At 44.9% G+C, this 16,296-nt stretch carries 18 protein-coding genes; 3 read left to right on the forward strand and 15 right to left on the reverse strand.

What is annotated here, in order from left to right; translation table 11 throughout:
- Window positions 1–14: 14 nt before the first annotated feature.
- From B3N33_RS06815 to B3N33_RS06850, 8 genes are read right to left on the reverse strand one after another with little or no spacing between them, the layout of a single operon-like run.
- Window positions 15–227 (reverse strand): hypothetical protein, encoded by a 213-nt coding sequence (locus tag B3N33_RS06815; protein ID WP_099828883.1) that lies wholly within the window; start codon window positions 225–227, stop codon window positions 15–17.
- A 4-nt stretch (window positions 228–231) separates the two neighbouring features.
- Complete coding sequence (locus B3N33_RS06820; protein ID WP_214060465.1) at window positions 232–927, reverse strand: 2-phosphosulfolactate phosphatase; 696 nt, start codon at window positions 925–927, stop codon at window positions 232–234.
- A 5-nt stretch (window positions 928–932) separates the two neighbouring features.
- Window positions 933–1,544 (reverse strand): histidine phosphatase family protein, encoded by a 612-nt coding sequence (locus tag B3N33_RS06825; protein WP_292587933.1) that lies wholly within the window; start codon window positions 1,542–1,544, stop codon window positions 933–935.
- Window positions 1,545–1,559: 15 nt separating this feature from the next.
- Entirely contained in the window at window positions 1,560–4,259 is a 2,700-nt protein-coding gene (locus tag B3N33_RS06830; RefSeq protein WP_292592655.1) for a DNA polymerase III subunit alpha, read from the reverse strand.
- Window positions 4,256–5,191 (reverse strand): RluA family pseudouridine synthase, encoded by a 936-nt coding sequence (locus B3N33_RS06835; RefSeq protein ID WP_292592657.1) that lies wholly within the window; start codon window positions 5,189–5,191, stop codon window positions 4,256–4,258. The genes B3N33_RS06830 and B3N33_RS06835 overlap by 4 nt, the downstream gene beginning before the upstream one ends.
- On the reverse strand, window positions 5,160–5,636 hold the full coding sequence (gene lspA / locus B3N33_RS06840) for a signal peptidase II (RefSeq protein WP_214059754.1): 477 nt from the start codon (window positions 5,634–5,636) through the stop codon (window positions 5,160–5,162). The genes B3N33_RS06835 and lspA overlap by 32 nt, the downstream gene beginning before the upstream one ends.
- Before the next feature lie 40 nt (window positions 5,637–5,676).
- A complete protein-coding gene (locus tag B3N33_RS06845; RefSeq protein WP_292592660.1) occupies window positions 5,677–6,435 on the reverse strand; it encodes a YebC/PmpR family DNA-binding transcriptional regulator in 759 nt (252 codons plus the stop codon).
- Window positions 6,419–7,099: a TIGR03936 family radical SAM-associated protein gene (locus tag B3N33_RS06850; protein ID WP_214078131.1), complete on the reverse strand. Its 681-nt coding sequence runs from the start codon at window positions 7,097–7,099 to the stop codon at window positions 6,419–6,421. Before B3N33_RS06850 ends, B3N33_RS06845 begins: the two co-directional genes overlap by 17 nt.
- Window positions 7,100–7,220: 121 nt before the next feature.
- On the opposite strand from B3N33_RS06850, the gene B3N33_RS06855 reads away from it, so the two are divergent.
- The 3 genes from B3N33_RS06855 to lgt all read left to right on the forward strand — a co-directional run bounded on the left by B3N33_RS06855 (window position 7,221) and on the right by lgt (window position 10,060).
- Window positions 7,221–7,694 carry a metallophosphoesterase gene (locus tag B3N33_RS06855; RefSeq protein WP_292592662.1) on the forward strand — a complete coding sequence of 158 codons (474 nt, stop codon included), beginning with the start codon at window positions 7,221–7,223 and terminating at the stop codon, window positions 7,692–7,694.
- Window positions 7,695–7,796: 102 nt separating this feature from the next.
- Window positions 7,797–9,098, forward strand: coding sequence for a trigger factor (gene tig, locus B3N33_RS06860; RefSeq protein ID WP_292592665.1), 1,302 nt, complete (start codon window positions 7,797–7,799; stop codon window positions 9,096–9,098).
- 74 nt (window positions 9,099–9,172) lie between these two features.
- Complete coding sequence (gene lgt, locus B3N33_RS06865) at window positions 9,173–10,060, forward strand: prolipoprotein diacylglyceryl transferase (RefSeq protein ID WP_292592667.1); 888 nt, start codon at window positions 9,173–9,175, stop codon at window positions 10,058–10,060.
- Here lgt and rdgB read toward each other — a convergent pair.
- The 7 genes from rdgB to thrC all read right to left on the reverse strand — a co-directional run bounded on the left by rdgB (window position 10,014) and on the right by thrC (window position 16,108).
- A complete protein-coding gene (gene rdgB, locus B3N33_RS06870; protein WP_214078128.1) occupies window positions 10,014–10,601 on the reverse strand; it encodes an RdgB/HAM1 family non-canonical purine NTP pyrophosphatase in 588 nt (195 codons plus the stop codon). The genes lgt and rdgB overlap by 47 nt on opposite strands.
- Window positions 10,598–11,245, reverse strand: coding sequence for a ribulose-phosphate 3-epimerase (gene rpe, locus B3N33_RS06875; protein ID WP_214059748.1), 648 nt, complete (start codon window positions 11,243–11,245; stop codon window positions 10,598–10,600). The genes rdgB and rpe overlap by 4 nt, the downstream gene beginning before the upstream one ends.
- Window positions 11,238–12,140, reverse strand: coding sequence for a ribosome small subunit-dependent GTPase A (gene rsgA / locus B3N33_RS06880; RefSeq protein WP_292592670.1), 903 nt, complete (start codon window positions 12,138–12,140; stop codon window positions 11,238–11,240). The genes rpe and rsgA overlap by 8 nt, the downstream gene beginning before the upstream one ends.
- Before the next feature lie 3 nt (window positions 12,141–12,143).
- A complete protein-coding gene (gene rlmN / locus B3N33_RS06885; protein ID WP_214078127.1) occupies window positions 12,144–13,160 on the reverse strand; it encodes a 23S rRNA (adenine(2503)-C(2))-methyltransferase RlmN in 1,017 nt (338 codons plus the stop codon).
- Window positions 13,157–14,161, reverse strand: a complete 1,005-nt coding sequence (locus B3N33_RS06890) for a transcription antitermination factor NusB (RefSeq protein ID WP_292592673.1) — start codon at window positions 14,159–14,161, stop codon at window positions 13,157–13,159. Before B3N33_RS06890 ends, rlmN begins: the two co-directional genes overlap by 4 nt.
- Window positions 14,161–14,838, reverse strand: coding sequence for a zinc metallopeptidase (locus B3N33_RS06895; protein ID WP_214059745.1), 678 nt, complete (start codon window positions 14,836–14,838; stop codon window positions 14,161–14,163). The genes B3N33_RS06890 and B3N33_RS06895 overlap by 1 nt, the downstream gene beginning before the upstream one ends.
- A gap of 283 nt (window positions 14,839–15,121) precedes the next feature.
- On the reverse strand, window positions 15,122–16,108 hold the full coding sequence (gene thrC / locus B3N33_RS06900; protein ID WP_292592675.1) for a threonine synthase: 987 nt from the start codon (window positions 16,106–16,108) through the stop codon (window positions 15,122–15,124).
- Between the last annotated feature and the right edge of the window lie 188 nt (window positions 16,109–16,296).

Consider the following 16,296-nt stretch of genomic DNA (forward strand, 5'->3'; position numbering starts at 1 on the left):
AACCCCCTCGACCTTCAGAAAATCAATGCAAACAACAAAGATAGACCTAGAAACCCTCCTGCTGCCAACAGAGAATACCAGCCTTTCCTATCGTAAGGTTTGTAATCTTCAGGCTTCACTTCGCTCTTCGGCCTACGCACCTTCTTAGTTCCAATTTCGAAGAAAATCAGTGACAGAAAGAGCGCTCCCATCGCGATAACAAAAAAGAAATTTGAAACAAACTCCATTAAACTACCCCCGTACGAACCCACCGTCCCGCCACAACGGGAGAAGATTGTACATGTTGATTCTAGCACAAAAGCTTATATCATCACCAAACCCTAGAGAGAGAAGTCTTCTCGCGTGAAAGCCATTCTTAATGAAAAAGCTCTCCAAATCACTCTTGGCCGATTCATACAGGAGCGAAGCTAACGAGCAACCATCATCGGTACAACCCATTCCCAATCCGGATACAATTGCACCCGCAAGCAAGACATCCTCAAGTGAAACTCTTCCACTAGAGCCGGCGCACTGGAGCTCAATCCTGCCGCCTTCACTCTCAAGAAACCCGTTTATACTTTCAAGATTCAAAAAGGAGGCAGCAACAAGCCTTCCCGCACGTTTCGACAAAAGTGCAGCGTTTGTCCCATTCGTTGTCGTCATAACCAACTCTTTTCCAAAGATCATCTTCTTGCAGAGAGCAACTGGGGAGTTTGCCAGATCGAATCCCTCTATCTGCATCGATCCTCTCTCTCCTCCAAGAAGCACCTCGCGATTCCGCTTTCTGCACTCCAAAGCCTCCTCGACCGATTCCACAGGAATCACCTTTTTTGCGCCAAGATGAAGCGCCGTCGTGATAGTACTGGTCGCCCGCAAGACATCAATTACAACTGCGATATCGGTTTGTTCGTCAAGGACACGGGGAACGAAGTTCACTCTCAAATTCATAATACCTACTCTTCTTCCAGATGACGCCAGAGATTCAGTTCATGAACCCTTGTTTCCCCACTCTCAACAATGATCGAAGACACTGAACAGTTGTGCATTGAGAGTCTATAATGGTTCTCCAGAGGCAGGCCCATTGAGTAGCAGATGACAGTCCTTATAAGCAAAGCATGAGAGACGGCAACTACCTGTTTTCCCGCGAAAGCGGTTGATGCGAACTTAAGAAAGCTCACCGCTCTTCTCTGTACTTCGCCAAGGGACTCTGTTTTTGCAATGTTAGCCCACGGATCCTTTCGCCAATGTTCAATTAGATTGCCGTGACTTCTGAAAGCCTCGCTAATTTCCAGGCCATTCCACAAACCAACATCGGCTTCGCGGAGGACCGGATTGACGATTGGCTTGATCCTGAGAATTTGACCAATAATCTCTGCCGTCTCTCTTGCTCTCTTCAAGTCACTGGCATAGAGCGCCGCTGGTCTTAGACCGATCTTCCTGAGAAACTCTCCAGTCTGTATAGCCTGGTTCCTGCCCCTTTCTGAAAGTGGAATATCCGATCTTCCCTGCCAGCGATTGCTGTTATTCCACTCAGTTTCTCCGTGCCTGACGAAATAGATCTCCATTATCTCCTCCATGTACTACTTCCAGATTATCTCATCTGAGTCAATTTCCGAAGGCTTTGCATTGCGGACCACTGTCTGAGAATCTTTAGATTTGATTATGACTTTTTCGCAATCGGAGCCTGCAGCAAGAAACCTCCTATCAATTTGACCGTGGAAAACTCTGTTCACCTCTGTAACGCGCTCTTTCATTTCCATTGGTCTCCCGCTCTTGAACAGCGCATAACCCTGAAGAGGGGCTTGCCCGGCTATCTCCACAAAGGACCTCCCATCAGTTACAAAGCTTCTGCCGAGGTAGTCTATCCTTTTGAACGCAGCGATTCCCGTTCTCAAACGTGCAAGAGCCGTTGTTAGTTCGAAATCAGTCGGTCTTCGGGAAATGTCCGGCGGCTGTATCTCCGTCAAATTGAAACCAAGAACTTCAACTTCCATCATCGCTCTATCAATATCTGTATCGCTCTCCCTTGCTTCTTGTTCATCTTCCTTGTACCCGAACACCGAACGAATCGATTTCAGTTCTGGATTAACTCCGGCCAGTGCATCATTCATTCTCTTCAACAACTCGTTTCTTGGACCAAAGCGATCGAGGTAGCCACTCTTTATCAGTTTTTCCAGGTCCCTCGCCTGACAACGAGACCTATTGTTTCTGACAAAAGTGAAAAAGGAATTCTCGTCTGGAACCGGTTTTAAGTAGTCGATATTTAGCAGTCTGGGAATCGAAACTGTCACATAATCTCGACTTTGCACTGATCTATCTTCTGTACGTAATGAAAATCCCCTGTCTCTTATCTCAGCAGCAATGCGTGTGAGGGAGTTTCTGGGTAATTCAACTAAGATAAGCGGATAGAAGACTTCGGGGTGATTCGCTTTGAAGTATGCCAACCAATAAGAGATCATTGCATAACTTAGACTGTGAGACTTGTTGAATGCATATCCAGCGAAGTCCATAAGGAAGGACAGCAGTTTCTCTCTTCTTTCAGGAGTGAGTTTGCTGTACCCTGGTGAAGCCCTGAACAAGCTATTCACAACCTCTTTGTCTTTCTTGGAAAGAGCTCTTCTCAAAAGCTCTCCATCGTCTGCTTCAAGAGAAAGCAAACTGGAAGCGATTTTGAGAACCTGTTCCTGATAAACTAGAAGACCACCGGTCTCCGCAAGCACTGGAACCTTTCTTTTAATTCTTTCCAGATCAGAGGGATTTCTGGATAGTCTGAGGAAGCGTTCCGTGACTCCCGATTTGATTGGCCCAGGTCTATTGAGGGCGATCGATATCGACAAGTCTTTCAACGAGATAGGTTTGACTGATCTAACAACCTTCGTGGCGTACGGGGCCTCGAGCTGAAACACGCCGGCAGTGTAGCCTTTTTCCAGTATTTCGTACGTTCTAGCATCGTTCGTAGGAGAATGCCAGGGCTCCTTGCCCTTCGCCATCTTCTTAAGAAGCGAAAGGTTCCTGAGTCCCAGAAGATCGATCTTCTGCAAACCCATGATGCTGAGAGAATTCATATCCCATAGAGAGACAGGAAGATCACCGCTTGAATCGAGTGGAATCAATCCGGAAATAGGGTAATCAGACAGAATTAGGCCCGCTGCATGAATTGAAAAACCTGAGTACAGACCTACAATGCTTCTTGACATATCAAAGAGCTGTTTCATGTCAACATCCCCTTCAAACGCGTAGGGAAATCTTTGCCCTTCTTTGCTCCACTCGATTAGCCTCGATATTCTTTGACCATCAATACCGAGCTTTCTGCCAATTTCCCGAGCCGCCCCCTTGAATCCGTAAGTAGATGCCGTCCTAATGAGGCATAGATGATCGCTTCCAAAGTGGTCTTTCAAACTCCTTAGAAGTGCTTGCCTCGATTCATCATCAACGTCAAGATCAATATCTGGTGGATCTTCGCGCTTCAAACTCAAGAACCTTTCAAAAAAGAGTTCTTCTTCAACGGGATCAATACGTGTTATCCCAAGCAGATAACTTACAAGTGAACCAACGGCCGATCCCCTTCCAGGGCCAATCCAACAACCACCGGTCTTTGCTATCTCAACGATCTTTGAGACAGTCATGAAATAATCTTGAATTCCCTTTGCCAGAATCACCGAAAGTTCCCTTTCAAGTCTTATAGCGTAACTAGCACCAAGTTTCTTTGATCCGATTATTTTCTCGAGCAACGCGGAGAAATCCTCAGGCTTTGATCTAACCGGAAAAACGTGATTCAGCTTCCGTATAGCAAACTCCTGAGGTAATTCAGAAAGGAGTTTGCCAAGGTCTTTCTCCATATCCAGATAGCGTCTTTCATCCGGCAAAGAGTAGTCGGACGTTTCGAGGACATCCCCCAAGGATGTGTATGTTCTGAACCTTTCGCTATTTTGATCAAGATAACGGCACTCCCAGATTGGGTTCTTTGACGAGGGATCCAGATTGCGAGGTTTTCCCAAAACATGCACCAAGTCATCGGATTCGATAATCTCGCTTTTCATAAGTTCTCTGAACCCTGTTTCGCTTCTGGCAATCCAATAATCATTTCCTTTGTGTAAACCCGGTACAGTTACTATACCTGCTCGGGAAAGCGCTGTATGCCATTTCACAAAAGACGACAATGAAGAGTCGACTATGACACATCTTTCATATCCGTTTTTTTTCAACTCAGCAATCGTCTCGCCCAGCTCGAGGATAGAACCGAATAACTCGTACTTTGTGACTAGAAAAGCAGTCTTCATGCCTTCTTCTCCACCAATTCGCTTAGATTAACTATTGCTTCCTTCATGTCTTCAGGAAGTGTTGCCAAGAAAGTCATTCTTCTCCCGGAACGAGGGTGTAAGACGGTTAGTCTTAGTGCATGGAGCATCTGCCTTCTCACTCCAAATATCTCGTCATCTCTTGCCTTTCCGTAGACTGCATCACCCAGAAGAGGGAAGCCCTTTTCTTTCATATGAACTCTTATTTGATGAGTTCTGCCAGTTTTTGGACTCACAAGAACTAAAGAGGCAAGTTCAGAAAAGTTCCTTAGTGTCCGAAAATTCGTAAGAGATTCCTTACCGTTGCAATTTATTGACATCTTAAGTCTGTTTACGGGATGACGTGCAATGGAGTAATCTATCTTGCCAGATGCGGGTGTCTTACCCTTAACGAGAGCAAGATAATCTTTTGAGGTCAGCCTGTTCTTGAACTGTGAGGAGAGGGAGACATGAGCAAGATCATTCTTTGCAACGATTATTACGCCGCTAGTGTCTTTGTCAAGCCTGTGAACTATCCCGGGTCTTGTTACACCACCAATACCTTGAAGATCTCCGCAATGATAAAGCAAAGCGTTTACAAGTGTGCCGGTTTGCTTTCTTGGAAGAGGGTGAACAATAATACCTGGCTTTTTATTGACAACGATTATGTCTCTATCTTCGAATATTATGTCTAGAGGGATATCTTCTGGTTCTACTGATAGTATTTGGGGCTTGTCCGGCAGTTCGAAAGTTATTATTTCTCCGGACTTCACCTTGTACGCCGGCTTTCTAGCTCTTCCGTCAACAAAAACTTTAGACTCTATAATCTGCCGCTGCACAAAAGTACGTGAAATCCACGGAGGGGCTTTCTCAACTACTATCTTGTCAAGCCTCCAGCCGTCTTCACGCCTGGAGACTGTTATCTCTTGAAGCACTTTTCTCCCTTCGGTATACTGAAAGAGTTAGCAATGCTGCACCGAACACTATACACATGTCTGCGAAGTTGAAGATCGCGGGGAACCCTCTCAGCTCGAAGAAGTCAACTACATGGCCGAGTCTCAGTCTGTCCATCAGGTTATTTCCGAGCGCACCTCCAGCAATCAGACCAATGAAGAAGGACTCCCATTTTGACAACTTCGATGAGTTTGCATTAGAAAGGATCACAATCGTTACGACAATTGCAACAGCAATAAGAGCCAGAAGCCAAGGTTCTTGGTTCTTGAATAGACCGAACGCAACACCCGTATTTCTGACATATCTCAAGCCGAAGAAGTCGCCGACCAAATCTATTCGCTGAAAATACGTCATTTCATTCTCAACAAAGTACTTACTTACCTGATCAAGAATCAGAGCTAGCGTAATTCCTAGAAGAGAAAGCAATTGTTATCACTCCAAGTGTCTCCTAAACGGGCAGTTCATATCAGCCCATCTGATCGGCAAGCGCCTCCATTTCGGCTTCATCAATATCCGAGTTGTCATAAACCTCCTGAACATCATCGTTGTCCTCAAGAATGTCAAGGAGCTTAAAAAGCTTACTCGCTTCTGAACCCTCAACCTTCAGACTATTGCTTGGTATATAGCTCATCTCGTAAGAAAGAGAATACCCGTTTTCTTCGAGCGCCGTTTTGACATCAGATACCGAATCAGGAAAGGTTATAATCTCTATTGGATCGGTGTCGTCTTTTATGTCCTCGGCTCCTGCCTCGATTGCAAGAAGCTGGAACTCATCAAGGTCGGAAATCTGCTCTTTAGAGACAGTAATGATTCCCTTTCTTTCAAACATCCAACTAACCGCGCCACTCTCTGCCATAGAGCCACCGTACTTCGAAAGGGTATGCCTGATCTCTTGAGCGGTCCTATTCTTGTTATCAGTAAGACATCTTATAAGAAGTGCTACCCCTCCAGGAGCATACCCTTCATAAAGAGCTTCGGAGAACGTTTGCCCCTCAAGTTCTCCGGCGCCTTTCTTGATTGCCTTCTCCATTGTGTCTTTAGGCATATTCGCGCCTCTAGCCCTTTCTATAGCAGCCCTCAGAGAAGTGTTCGTATTAGGATCTGATCCTCCTTCCCTTGCCGCAACCATTAGTTCTCTGATGATTTTCGTGAAAACCTTGGATCTCTTGGCATCCTGAGCGCCTTTCCTGTGCTTGATATTCGCCCACTTATTGTGACCAGACATTTCGAATCCCTCCTATTTCATCCAGAATATCTGAAGTTCGCTTCCCTTTTACGAGAGCTTCCTCCACAAAAACAAACACCCCTTCGTAAGAAGCGGTACCATCTTTCGAAAAAATCTTGAGTATTTCCTCCGCTGAAACCATTGAGTCTATTGGCTGGGAATATTTTACCATATAGACGGTTCTCAAGGGAGTCACTGTGAGGTCCTTAAATACATCTCCTGCTCTGAATTCTTTGTAACCTCCCTTAGTCTTCTTAGAAACTTTGAGCTCGCTGTCATATGAATCTGGAATATAGCGCTCTTTCGGAAGTGTAAGCGATAATCTGTAGGAATCAATCAGATTATCTATTCTTGTGTAATTCGAAGGAATATACCATGCTTTCTGAGCCTTTAAAGTGAAACAAGAGGAAAAGTTTAGGGCTTTCACTGGGTCAGAGACTTCTGTCTCTGTCTCGAGGAAAACATAATGCGCAAAACTTGCCACACCTGTTGGAACTGCCTGAGAGTAACCTATTTTGACCCGAGGGTGGAATCCCTGAGTGTAAGTAACGGGCAATTTCGATCTTCTGATTGTCCTTTCTATTGCCGTAACCGTCTCCTGATGCGAAAGAAATCTTAGAAGACCTCCACAGCAGAAGCGAATTACCAATCTCTTCTTAATCAATCAAACCTCCGAAGGCACATGATGCATATCAGACCCTTTGTCCCATGGGCCCTGTGCAGTTATAATTGTATTCGATTAACCTTAAGTTTTCAACGATACAAGATGCCAAGAGGTGTGGGGAATGGCATGGATGATAATGTCGGATTCTCATGACAACATTACAAGAATTTCCGAGGCTGTACGCGTGGCAATAGACCGCGAGGTAGATGTTCTTATTCACTGCGGAGATCTTATTTCGCCGTTTGCTGCAGAAGAGCTGTTGAGGTTCAGCGGGGAGCTTCACGTAGTAGTTGGAAATAACGACGGAGAGTTGATTGGCTTAAAAAGGGTGCTTGGTGATTCATTAGTGAAGGGCCCCAATGAAACCGAGATCCAGGGTTATCGCGTGGTTGTGATGCATGAACCTTTTGGGCTTAAAGATACTGTTAGAGCAGATTTCTTGCTTTACGGGCATACTCATAATCTTGACATAAGACTTGATTCCAAACCAGTTATAATCAATCCTGGGGAATGCTGCGGCTACCTCACAGGAAGACCAACAGTGGTAATAATCGAACCGGAAAGCCTGAAGTATGAGCTAATAGAACTCCAGTAATCACAGCCTTTAATATAACATCACTTTAACCCCGAACAGCAGGCAGATACGTATAATTGGACAGCAAAAACACAGGTTGCGACTGAATGGAGGTAATTACCGGTGGAAAAGAATTTCGTTAAGAAGGAAAAGAATGTTGAGACATTTCTCTTTTCCTTTGATTCAGAAGAAGTAAGGCAGGCAGAGAAGGATGTAGCCAAATATGTGAACCAACAATATTCAATACCAGGATTCAGAAAGGGAAAGGTACCGCTGAACATAGTGAGGAACTTTTTGGCAGAGAGCTTTGAAGAAATGGTCCTCGAAGTCCTTTCAGACAAGATTGAAGATGCGATCAAGGATGAGAATCTTCTTATACCTGCAGTGATAAACGATCAAAAGATGGAGGGAGAGGGAGCAACCATCGAAGTCATGCTTCACAGAGATCCGGAGATCAAGATTCTCGATTATGCAAACCTCGAGCTGAAAATACCAAAGAAAGACGAAGTTGTTCTAAATTATGTGAACAACAGACTGGAAGAACTTAGGAATGAGCACGCAATTGTAGAACCTAAGGAAGGCCCAGTCGAGAATGGAGACATAATCAAAATCGAGTATACTATTGAAAAAGACGGAAAGAAGATAGCTGACAAGAAGGTCCAGGAGCTGAATATCACCCCAGAAGACGATAGACCTATAGTGAAAAATGTGATCGGAAAGAAAAAGGAAGAATCGGTGGAGTTTACGAGAACATTTGAAGACTCTGATAACGAGTACTTCTATTCTGTAAGAATTTTGGAAGTGCTTAAGAAGAACCCTCTGGATCTAGATGACGAATTTGCGAAGACAGTGAATGCTGAAGCAAACTCTCTTGAGGAACTCAGAGAAATCGTTGAAAAGGAGGGAATGGAGTCTTTCATCAATTGGCAGAAAGACTTCCTCAGGCAACAGGCAATGGATAAGATCAACGACCTCGTAGAGATAGAGATCTCAGATTCGACACTTGATTATTTCGTTCAGAGAACAATAGAGAATTCGAAAAAGGATAAGAGTTATGAGAACTACTTGAATCAAGCCGGAAGCGAAGATAAGCTTGTCGAAAACTTCAGAAAGGGTGTATTCGATGAGATAAAGAAGACGAGGTTCATTCATGAGATAGCATCCAAAGAAGGGTTTGAGGCAGAAGAAGAGGAAATTGAAGCCATTGCTGAAGAGATGGCTCCTTATTGGGGGATTTCTGCCGACAGAGCAAGAGAAATGGTGAGCACTCGTGAAGACGTTAGAAGTGATATCGTTTCCACGATCATCAGAAACAAGGTTCTGGATGCTGTTGTAGAAAAGGCTTCTATTAGTGAAATGGAACCCCAATCTGAAGAAGAGCAACAGGAGGCCGTTGATTTGCACGAGGACTCCTCTCAAGATTAGCATGCTCAAGTTTTTCTTAAGTGAAATACGTCCTGAAGTCAAAGCCTTTCGAAAACTGGAAACAGGGGGTTTACATGAAGAAGAAAGTAGTTCTGATATCGGTAGCTGTTGTTTCCGTAGTTGCGTTGTTTTTTCTTTTGAAAGCGGTATTCAGCGGGGAGTTAATACTTAATCCAGTAATAGTCGAGAATCTCGGCCCCTTTTCAATCAGATGGTACGGAGTGATGATCGCGGCAGGGATCATCGTTGCTTACCTTATAGGAAGACACCAGGGTCTCAAAGAAGGAATAGAGGAAGACTACATGATAGAAGCAGTCTTTATCGGGATTATTTTCGGAGTTTTGGGCGCAAGAGTCTACTACGTGGCGTTCAATTTCGATCTCTACAGGGGCGACTTCTGGAGTATCTTGAGAACATGGGATGGTGGTCTTGCCATCCACGGAGCTTTCTTTGCAGCTCTGATTGTGGTTTTTTTGTATGTCACTTTAAGAAAAAAGGCTAAGCTATCCTTTCTGCAGGCGACGGATATCTTCACTGCCGTTTTGCCACTGGCTCAGGCTATCGGACGTTGGGGAAACTTCTTCAATTATGAAGCTTACGGCGCACCTACCGAGCTCCCATGGAAGATGTTTGTTCCGTTAAGATACCGGATGCCAGGGTATTCTGGAGATGAGTTTTTCCATCCGACTTTTCTTTACGAGAGCCTCGCAAATGTCGCCATCTTTTCCTTTCTTTATTGGTATCTTGGTAAGAGGAAGAACTACGGTGAAGTCACTGCGCTGTACATGATCTTTTATTCTATCGTTAGATTCTTTATTGAAGGACTGAGACTCGACAGCCTTTACATAGGTCAAACAGACATAAGAACGGCCAAGGTAGTTTCAGTTGCTTTGCTGTTTGCTGGAGTCATTCTGCTCATTGTCTCTCGTTATAAAGGGAGACCAGTGAAAACAGCTTCCTAAATGCATCGGATCTGTGTGAAAGTTCATTTTTGACTGAATCGCCTAGGATACCAAATGTTTCGGAGAAACCAGAAGGGATAAATATCGGATCGTAGCCAAAACCATCTTCTCCCGAAATCTCTAGGGCAATGGAACCTTCAACCTTGCCTTCTACACCAAGCAACATCTCTCTTGAAGGATCATAGAAGAGGGCTGCACAGATGAATCTGGCAGTCCTTTCTTCTTTGCCTTTCATTCGGTTCAGAATTGCCTCCATCTTTCGTGGATAATCTCTACCCTCCATGAATCTGGCTGAGCTAATCCCGGGAAAGCCTCCCAAAGAATCAATTACTAGGCCCGAATCATCTGCAAGCAAAGGGACACCCAATTCCTTGTATGCTTCGATCTTCTTAAGAGAATTACCCATGAAGGTCTCCGCATTCTCTATAACCTCTCTAACCGTTACAATAGTTGCAATAGAATCAATCACGATATTCTCCGGCGAAAGTAACCGCACCTCCCTAAGCTTGTTCTCATTTGAAGTCACAAGATACAGCTTCACCGTCTAATCTCCCTAATCCTTTCTACAACAATCGATGGATCTTTCGCTCTAAATACGGCTGCCCCCATAACAAGAATGTCCGCTCCCAGATCAACCAAATCCTTCGCGTTTCCCAGACTCACGCCCCCATCTACTGCAATAACGAATGAGAAACCTTTTTCAGAACGAATTCGGTCGAGAGCTCCGATCTTTGCGGCAGCTTCGGGAATGAATTTCTGGCCTGTATAGCCCGGGTTGACTGTCATAACCAGAATACCATCCACAAAGGGAAACACTTCTTCGAGCGAAGAAACAGGCGTTGAAGGGTTCAGCACAACGAATGCGTTAGCCCCATTCTCCCTTATCTCTCCAAGCAGTCTGTGAAGATGATAGTTTCCCTCGACATGTACGTGGAGGTTTTTGGCACCGAGTAATGCGTAATCCTTAACATACTTTGAGGGCTCCTCTATCATCAAATGTACATCCAATGGAGGATGATCAAGTCTTCCAAGTGCCTCCATAATAGGCACTCCGAAAGTAATATTGGGGACAAACATTCCATCCATAACATCTATGTGAAGAAAATCTGCTTCGCGTACTTTTTTTACTTCGCAGGCCAGATTTGTAAGATCTGCAGCTAGAATAGAGGGAGATATCTTAGCCATGTTTTCTTCCTCCCTTCTCTCTTTCTCTTTCCTTCAGTTCATTATACATATTCAGGTAACTGTTGTAGCGACTCTTATGAATACTCCCAGCTTCGACCAGCTCCTTGACATAACAACCGGGCTCATCAATATGATTGCAATCGGAAAATGCGCACATTTCATTTTCCTGAGTAATCTCCAAGAAATAGCTCTTTAGGTTTTCCGGAGTTATCTCGGGCATTTCAAGATTAGCAAAACCCGGAGTGTCAGCAATCAGTCCTCCAAATTCGAATTGAAGCAGTTCAACATACGATGTTGTGTGTCTCCCTCTCTCAAGACCTCGAGATATTTCTGACACCCTCAACTTTAGACCGGGATTCAACGTGTTAAGCAAACTGCTCTTACCAACGCCAGACATTCCCGCCATAACGCTTACCTTACCCTTCAGAATCTCTCGTAACCTATCAATGTTGATCTGCTCTTTTGAAGAGACGTGGCAGATATCGTAGTATTCTCCATAGATTTCACAGAAACTCTCTATTTCGTCTCCGTGCAGCAGATCGACTTTGTTTACAACTATTACTACCGGAAGTTTTGCGAACTCTGCCAGAACTAGAAAACGGTCAGTAACTGTATTCTGAACAGCCGGTTCCTTCAACGATAGTACAAGAAGTATCTGCTCAATATTGGAGATTCGCGGTCTTAATAGTTCAGTCTCTCTGGGAAGAATGTTCTCTATTCGACCCTGACCGTTGCCGCTCAATGTATACTCAACCCTATCTCCTACAATAGGTCTTATCCCCTGCATTCTAAAACGCCCAGGCATGGTGCAAACAAGTCTTCCTCCTGTTTCGCTATCGACTACTTCCATATTTCTGCTTCCGAATCTAACGACTACTCCTTTTCTTCTATCCAAGCCCTACCTCCTTCTTTGCCTGAGCTGACCGCAAGCTGCATCGATATCATTTCCCTTTTCATGCCTCAGGGCACTTTCAAACCCTGCTTTTCTTAGAGTTTCAACAAAAGAAACTACTACATTTTCTGAAGGTTTGTCGTAGATCTTATTGACGGGATTCACCGGAATTATGTTTATGAATGACTTCAACCCTCGTAGATATTCCACAAGGCGCTGCGCCTCTTCTTTGGAATCATTCACTCCCTTTATCATTGCATATTCAACGGTTATCCTGTTACCGGTGATGTGCTGATAGTATTCTAGAGCCTCTCTAAGAGTTGATAACGGGTACTTCCTGTTAACAGGCATCAACTTGCTCCTTAGTTCGTCTCTTGCACTATGAAGCGATACTGACAGTCTAACATCCATTTTCGAATCGGCCAACTTCCTTATCGATTCTGGAATACCGGATGTTGATATAGTGAATCGCCGCGTTCCAAGGTCTCTCCCTACGGGGTCGTGGAGAATGCTTATCGCTTTAAATACATTGTCCTCATTCAGAAAAGGCTCTCCCATACCCATGAAAACTATGTTGTCAACAGGTTTATCACTGATCTTTTCCATGAATACAACCTGGCCGACAATTTCGCCTGCGGACAGGTCTCGAGCGAAACCTCCGGCTCCCGTAGCACAGAAGGAGCAGTTCAGCGCACAACCAACCTGTGAAGAGATGCAGAACGTAGTATGAGTTGGATGCCTCAGAAGCACTGATTCGATGTGATTGCGATCTTCCAGCTTCCACAAGAACTTCTCAGTGCCATCACCGGCCACCTGTCTTTCCTCCATTTCCATAACCGGAAAGGGAAGAAGCCCGAAGAGTCTTTCCCGAAGACTAATGGGAAGATTTGTCATCTCCGAATAGTCCACCGCCTTCTTCCTGTAAATCCAGTCAAAGATCTGCTTTGCTCGAAATGTTGCTTCTTCTAAGGAAAGCATTTCCTCTCTTAGTTCGTCCAAACTAAAAGAAAGTACGTCCTTCACTTCTTCCTCCTAAGTCTTGCCACATAACACACAAGGGGAGCTTTCCATGGCTGCAACCAGTACCCTCTTCCATCGAATCTGGCAACTATATTCCTTTCCGAGAAGAAGTGGCCCATTTTGCTTGATTCGAATTCACCGAGAACCCCAATAGCCATATCATTTTCTTCTCTGGTGATCGCCTGACTATAGTAGATGAAATCGTTATGTTCTTTTGAGAAGCTCTTCAGAAGAGTCTTGGCCTTATGGGACGCAATATCAAGCGAGTCCCGAGTCAACGTATGAAGAAGCCACGGCATTGCGTTGATTCTGCCGGTTAGGCTGCCACTGTGCTTGACCACAGGAACTCCCACTTCTGTAAGTATATACTCGACCTCATCCAGAGTCTCTAGGTTCTCAATTGAGCTTCCCTTCTGAAAGACAGTGCAAAGCTCAGAATACTCACTCTTGTCAAAGATGAAACCCTTCTCTATCAGCTCATCCTCTTTGCCTGAAGCCAGGACTGTTTGAGTCGGAGGTGTCTGATTGTACTCGAGAAGCTCATCGACATCGTCTATCCATTCTACTTCTCTCCAGTATTCTACTAGCCACTCAGGATGGGAGTAAAAAACATTCAGCGGCTGATTATTCGAATAGCCGGTATCGGAAATCTTTCTCAAAACTGCGTTGACAAGGTCCCTGAACTCCCTTACTCCCACCAAATTCACAGAAGAATTTACAGCAGCATATTCAGGTACGGTATCCAGAAACATGATTTGAAATATACCAATCCTCAAGGCGTTCCTTACTGCCACAGGAAGTTTGCTGGGTTTTCTCAGAAACCGCGAGAGCTCGTAGTCTATTCGAATCCTCTTTCTAAGAACTCCGTAGATCAGGTTCACACAAAAGGACCTATCACTCGAAGAAAGGGTGGAGAGTGCCATCTCCACCTTCTTAAAAGAAATATACCCGTTAGTATCAAAAAAGGATAGTGTCTGGAGGGCTATGGAACGTGCCCCCTGCATTAATCTCTTCCTGATCCAGATAGGATAAGCATTCTCAACAACTGAAAAATAGCAGTGGCCGCAGAAGCCACATACGTCATTGCAGCAGCTCCCAGAACAGAACTCACGCCTTTAAGCTCATTCGAAGGCATCCCCATGGACGAAAGCAGCTTCTTTGCTCTTGAACTTGCGTTGAACTCCACCGGCAACGTAACCAGTGTAAAGAACACGAACGCAGAGAATACAACTATCCCAATTCTTATCAGGATCTGAGAAACCATGAGGAGACCTATGATGAAAATTATCCAGGAAAGAGAAGAACCTAACTGGGCAACAGGAACAACAGCATTTCGGACAACAAGAGGTGCATACTTTTCTTTGTCCTGAATTGCATGGCCTATTTCGTGCGCAACCACACCCAGCGCAGCTATCGATGTGCTGTTGTGGGTAGTATCAGACAGACGCACCACCTTTTTCCTCGGATCAAAGTGATCGGTAAGATTGCCTCTGATTCTCTCTATCTTGACGTCATGTAGACCGGCGTTGTCCAATAGCTGCCTAGCAAGCTGAGTGCCGTTGAATCCAAAGCTCGACTTGATCTTCGAATACTGTGAAAAGCGAGAACTGACGGTGAACTGGGCGTAAGCTGCCAGGATGATTGCAGGAATAAGTATGATGAATGTTGGATCCCAAAACAACTCAACCACCTCCTTACTCAATTATATAACCAGTGTATCGGGTGGTCAACGTAACACAATCTCTACCTGGATTCATAATTGACTCGCAAGCCGCAGCTCTGAAGAGTGACAGTGATCTTGATGCTTCTTAACCTGAGACGTGAATGAAGATCTTCACTCGAACTTCCAGTTCAAGCTTCTTTGGCGAATCGAGAAAACTCAGTAGAATCTCAGTTGCTTCAAGGAGCTGAAAGAAAAGCAGGCTCACGTTCAACTAAGACACTCACCAAGGAAGTACGCAGAGTTATCGATCAGTCTTCAGGCCATGACCGGAGAAGACTGAAACAATCAAATCGTGAGAACTACTAGACGTGACATACTTCTTAAGGCCTGCAATCGTTGCTGCCGCAGTTGGTTCAATAAAGAACCCACGTCCTGCCATTTCGATTCCCGCCTCAACAATCTCGTCTTCAGCAACACCAATAAATGTTCCATTGCTTCTGGTAACGGCCTTTAGTATTTGCGCTCCCCTAACTGGCCTTTCAATTGCGATTCCTTCAGCAATGGTCTTCTCGATCTTCAGGGGCAACGGCAGATCAGACTTCTTATTGAACGCTTGCAAAAGAGGAGAGCAATTCTTCGATTGAACCGCAATGATTTTTGGAACTCTGTTGACTACGCCTTCAGAACGCAATTCGTCAAATCCTATAGCCACTCCGAGGAGAAGTGTCCCATTGCCCACGGGAACGACTACTGCATCTGGACTCTTCCAACCAAGCTGCTCGCATACTTCGAAGGCAAATGTCTTTGTTCCGTGAAGAAAGAATGGATTGTATACATGGCTAGCATAGAACTCCATACTTGCAGTTTCGAGAATCTCCCTCGCCACATCATCTCTAGACCCCTTGACCAACTTCACTCTCGAATTGTAGGCCGCGATCTGGTTCAACTTGCTCTGAGATGTGCTATCGGGGACGAATATCTCACAACGCATACCAGCTCTGGACGCATAAGCAGCGATTGAGCAACCAGCATTACCCGACGAATCTTCGACTACCGATTTCACTGAATGTTCGCGCGCATAGCTTATAAGAACACTTGCTCCCCTATCCTTGAATGAGCCCGTCGGAAACAGTGTGTCATTCTTGATAAAAACGCTTCTTCCTCCAATTACCTCTTCGACTAACGCAGTGCACCCTTCCGACATAGAGACAATAGAGCAATCAAACTCGACTGGTAAAGCTTCACGATAGCGCCACATATTGTGAGAGCGTTTCTCAATCTCATGCACTGGAAACCGAGCTCTAAAATCCAGATCGAATGTCCCTCCGCATGAGCACCTGAATTGCCTCGTATCTGCAGGATACCTCCGGCCGCACTTAGAACAGAGAAAGTGACTCATTTTCCGCCGCTCATAGCAGACGAAAAGAAACATGAACCAACAGCTACGACCAGAGTATTAATCGCCGTCTTCCTCAC

The sequence above is a fragment of the Mesotoga sp. UBA5825 genome (assembly GCF_002432955.1).
GTDB lineage: Bacteria > Thermotogota > Thermotogae > Petrotogales > Kosmotogaceae > Mesotoga.